The following is a 4,614-nucleotide window of genomic DNA, read 5'->3' as shown; positions in this document are numbered from 1 at the left end:
CCTGGGCCGTATTTTCGACGATCGTCCTCGGCCGGCTTGCGGATGCATCCGCAGTTGTCATTTTCATGACCGGTGTCCAAGTCGGTGTACTCGGACTGCTTGCAGAGTTGATGGACCGCCGTTTGCCTTCCTTCCACAGACCCGAAGATTGACGAAAATCTATGTCTGTTATTCATCGCGGGTCTATGAGTTTAGTAGGGCATTTTCGGCTCACGTCGTTCATGGATCGATTGTCGAGAAGGCGAGACAGTGACCGAGTCTACTAGGAGCGAATCGAGCGACGTGTATCGACGCTTGCGAGATGAGGTCGTCGAGCGCGGCTTGTGCACCCATTGCGGAACGTGCGCGGGATTGTCCGGTGGAAACATCGACATGGTACGCGGAGGCAGTGGGCCGCTTCCGGTATCGCAGCGAGACGACAGCTCGACGTTGACCGAGCTCGCTTACCAGGCGTGTCCCGGATTGGGTATCAATTATCCGCAGCTCTTCCGCTGGTTTTTCGATGGCCTGCCTCATAATTGGTTGATCGGCGCATATCGCCAGATATTCCTCGGGTATTCCTTAATTCCTAGAATCCGGCGCTGCGGATCTTCAGGAGGCGTGATCACCCAAACGCTGCTCTATCTGCTTGAGAACGATCTGATCGACGGCGGCATCGTGCTGCAGCATGGTTCCCCCGAAGCCTGGCTCTCCACTCCGATGATTGCCCGGACAGCGGAGGAGATCGAAGCGGCTGCGCAGAGCGTGTACGTACCGGTTCCGGTGAACACTATCCTCGCTGAAGTCGAATCCTTCGACGGACGCCTGGCGTACGTTGGCTTGCCGGATCAGGTGGCGGCGATCCGGCAATTACAGCGTCTGGGACACGCAGGCGCAAAGAAGATCGAATATGTCATTGGTCCGTACGTGGGAACGATCATGTATCTGGATTCGATTCGCAGCTATTTACGATCGAAGTGCGCAAAAAAGCTGGAAGACATTGCGGAGCTCCGTTACCGGGAGGGGGAATGGCCGGGCTGCCTGCAAATTAAATTGAAGAGCGGCGAAATCCTGCGGGAGAACAAATTCTACTACAACTACTTGATCCCCTTCTATCTCACGAAGAGCACGCTGCTGAGCGTCGATTTTACGAACGAGTTGACAGACATTTCCGTTGGCGATGCCTGGAATCCCCAACTCGAAGAACGAGGCGGCGGCTTCTCTGTCGTCCTGGCCCGTACAGAGCTGGGCTCTCGATTGCTGAAAGAGATGAAGGACAGGGGTCTGCTGGCGCTCGATGAATTATCGTTAGACGCTGCATTGGCGATGCACGGTCATATGCTCGATTTCAAGAAACGCGGAACGTTCATCCGCATGGCCTGGCGTCGACGCTTCGGCCGCGCCGTTCCCCAATACGGATACGCTCCCGAACACATATCCATCGTACGCAAATTAGTTGAAATCTTCATTTCGGGAATCCTTCTCGCCGGCCACTCCCGGTTGGCGAGGTATCTGGTCGAACGTATACCGCTAAAGCTGATCGGACCGTTGTTCGACGTACTGAGGAAGGCCTGGAAACGCATATCCAAACCGACGAAGAGAAGTGGTTTGCGGACGATGACGTTCCGAATCGATCCATCGACGCAATCAGATCGCTGATATCACCGGACGATCTGAAATCATCTGGGAAACGTGTGGTGCTCATGGAACAAATTGCAGCGGAAAATTCTTTCATCGGACGAATCAAGGAAGAGATCGAACATTGGCGGCGTAAGGATTGGACCTTCGAGGACGTAGGACGCCATTGGGATGCAACGGAAGACTACGACGAGATCAATGAAGGGACTTATTCCTACTTTCGCCGTTTCATAGATGGTTTGAGATTGAGTGACCTCGCGGCTGGATCCCAGGTCCTGGATTTCTGCGCGCGCACCGGAAACGGAACAGCGTATTTCTTCGAAAACGAAAAGGTGGGTTCGGCCGTCTGTGCCGATGTATCTGACCGCATGGGTCAAATCTGTGTGGAACGGCTGCGTCAGAGTGGGTTGCAGGATTTTGTCTGGCAGAAAATCCTCGATTACGCTTTTCCATTCGAGGACGAGACATTCGATGCCGTTCTGTGTTTCGAAACCGTTGAGCATTTTCCCGATCCGGCCCGTTTGATCCGGGAAATCGGCCGCCTTACCAGACCGGGAGGCTCGCTCATCCTTACGACGCCGAACGTGTTGTGGGAGCCGGTTCATGCGCTCGCTGCGATCTTCAAGCTGCACCATTCTGAAGGTCCGCATCGATTCATTCGACTCGCCAGATTGCAGTCGATGATCGTCGATGCCGGCTTCGAAATCGAGAACGTCGAAACGACCGTTCTCATTCCGGGCGGTCCGAGATGGCTGATACGGATCGGAGAGTGGATCGAAAATCGGACGAGGGAGTGGCTGATGCCGCTCCTCGGTCTTCGCCGCGTGATTATCGCCCGAAAAGGCGAAAAGTGATTTACTGTCGAAGTTGGCATTCGACGCCGTCGGGCCTTGTAGTTTCTCAATCCTCATGAATGGATGTATTGAGATGTCGCCGGAAGCGAGTGGTAAAGGGCGCTCGAACGTGCGCAGGCGGAATATCGGCGGGGTACTCCGATCGCTGCTGCCTCGTATGATCGGCATCGTCCTGTTGGTCTTTTTACTCAAGCAGCTCGATTTGCGTTATCTGCTGGACACACTCAAGCAGGCACATCTGGGAACGATCCTGTTTGCCATATGCTTATTGATTCTTCTCATTGGAATTAAAACCATACGTTGGCAGGTGATCCTGAGCGCGTTGAACCTCTCCTTACCCTGGAAGGAGGCATACCTGGCTTACTTTGCCAGTATTTTCATCGGCTTCTTGACTCCGGGCCGTCTGGGAGAATTCGGGAGAGCGTTTTATGTCCACGACGAAGTAAATTCCCGATCCGGTATGGCGATTTCCAGCGTGCTTGCCGATCGTCTTTTCGATCTTTATACCCTGCTGCTCGTCGGAGTTGCGGCGATCTTTTCGATTGGGACGCCGCAGTACCGGTTGTGGATGATCCTGTTCTTTCTGCTCACGCTGCTGCCTCTGATCCTCTTTCTTAACGACCGCACTTTCATCTGGATGCAGAATGCCGCCGGCCGCTTGGGCCAATACGGCAGGAGACTCTTCGATCCGGAGGGTTGGTTGGTGGGCGTCCGTCATGGATTACTAAAAATGGGAACGAGGGCCGTGGCGGTTTGCACCGGACTTACCATTGCCGCGTATGGGGTCTATTTCACCCAATGTTTTCTTCTATCGAAGTCATTGGCGCTCGATGTTAACTATGGTGTCATCATGTTCAGCGTTGCATTGGGAAGTCTGATCACACTCTTGCCATTCTCCATATCCGGATTGGGAACGCGCGAGGCGACGATCGTGGCTTATATGAGTACAGTGGGTGTGGCCGCCGAAAAAGCACTGAGCTTTTCCTTTCTCGTGTTCGTTACCTTCTACGTTGCAGGCGGACTGGTTGGAGCGATTGCCTGGTTGGTCCATCCGATTCGGTTGGATTTCAAACGGGGAGCGACGGGTCAGGATTGAAATGCGCAGACGGGACATAATCTTACTTCTCGCGCTGGCGGTGTTGGTTTATTTTGTCGTGTCGTTGTTTGTAGCCTCACCGGGATACATGGACGCCGATTATTATTTCGTAACGGCCAGGCAATTGGCGGCCGGCAAGGGATTCTCGGAACCGTTCATCTGGAATTATCTCGATGACCCATCTGGTTTGCCGCACCCTTCCCATACTTACTGGATGCCCCTGACGAGCCTCGTAGCCGCGGGGGCGATGGCTCTTTTCGGCGATGATTTCCGGGCCGCGCAATTGCCTATGATCGTTTCCACCGTTCTACTGCCACTTCTGGCCGTTTCGCTGGCGAGACGTTTCGGTGCAAACCGGCGGTTGATGTTGAGCGCAGGATTGATCTCCATTTTCTCCGGCTTTTTCGTGCCGTTCTTCGTGACGACGGATTCTTTCGCGATTTATGCCTGGATTGGAAGTGCCGTCCTGCTTCTGGCGGCAGACGCAAGCCGGCAGTCGAAATTGTCCACATGGTTTCTGGTGGGAATCCTTGCCGGGCTTGGCTATCTCACTCGAGTGGACGGAGTGCTGCTGCTCCTGCCTGCCGTTGCAGCGATATGGTGGAGCAGAGATACAAGGCTCAGATCGATCGCGTTGCTCGCATTTGGTTTCTTTCTCTGTACGGGACCGTGGTTCGTTCGGAATTTCATCGAGACAGGGCACATCATTCCCGTAGGAGCAGGGCGTACGTTGTGGCTGCTTTCACCAAGCGATTTGGTAAACTACCCCGCAAGCCAGCTGACGCCCGAGCGCTGGTGGCAGGCAGGAATCGCAGAGATCTTATCGACTCGATTGTGGGCCCTGGGCGTGATCCTTCAAAGGTTCGTCGCCGAAATCGGATTGGTTTTCATGTGGCCGTTTATGGTCGTTGGTGTGTACCAGCTTCGAAAACGAAGAGAGATCCGTCTGGCGATGATCTATCTCGTCCTGCTCGTGGGCTTGATGACGCTCATATATCCCTTTGCCGGCGCATACGGTGGATTCTTCCATTCCGGAGTCGTTCTGCT

At 54.2% G+C, this 4,614-nt stretch carries 4 protein-coding genes; all 4 read left to right on the top strand.

Annotated elements, in window-relative coordinates; genetic code table 11:
* Positions 1 to 249 precede the first annotated feature (249 nt).
* Positions 250 to 1,638: a Coenzyme F420 hydrogenase/dehydrogenase, beta subunit C-terminal domain gene (locus P8Z34_13855; GenBank protein MEJ2551758.1), complete on the top strand. Its 1,389-nt coding sequence runs from the start codon at positions 250 to 252 to the stop codon at positions 1,636 to 1,638.
* A gap of 44 nt (positions 1,639 to 1,682) precedes the next feature.
* Complete coding sequence (locus P8Z34_13850; GenBank protein ID MEJ2551757.1) at positions 1,683 to 2,471, top strand: methyltransferase domain-containing protein; 789 nt, start codon at positions 1,683 to 1,685, stop codon at positions 2,469 to 2,471.
* Positions 2,472 to 2,544: 73 nt separating this feature from the next.
* The gene (locus tag P8Z34_13845) at positions 2,545 to 3,567 is read left to right on the top strand and encodes a lysylphosphatidylglycerol synthase transmembrane domain-containing protein (protein ID MEJ2551756.1); all 1,023 of its coding nucleotides are present in this window, start codon (positions 2,545 to 2,547) and stop codon (positions 3,565 to 3,567) included.
* Position 3,568: 1 nt separating this feature from the next.
* On the top strand, positions 3,569 to 4,614 hold a 1,046-nt coding region (locus P8Z34_13840), incomplete at its 3' end, for a glycosyltransferase family 39 protein (GenBank protein MEJ2551755.1).

It is taken from the genome of Anaerolineales bacterium (genome assembly GCA_037382465.1).
Classification (GTDB): Bacteria; Chloroflexota; Anaerolineae; order Anaerolineales; family E44-bin32; genus WVZH01.
This window is presented reverse-complemented; position numbering and strand designations above follow the sequence as displayed.

Coding starts and splice junctions, on each gene's coding strand:
- P8Z34_13850 (MEJ2551757.1), top strand. CDS start 1,683: ATGGAACAAATTGCAGCGGAAAATTCTTTCATCGGACGAATCAAGGAA.
- P8Z34_13845 (MEJ2551756.1), top strand. CDS start 2,545: ATGTCGCCGGAAGCGAGTGGTAAAGGGCGCTCGAACGTGCGCAGGCGG.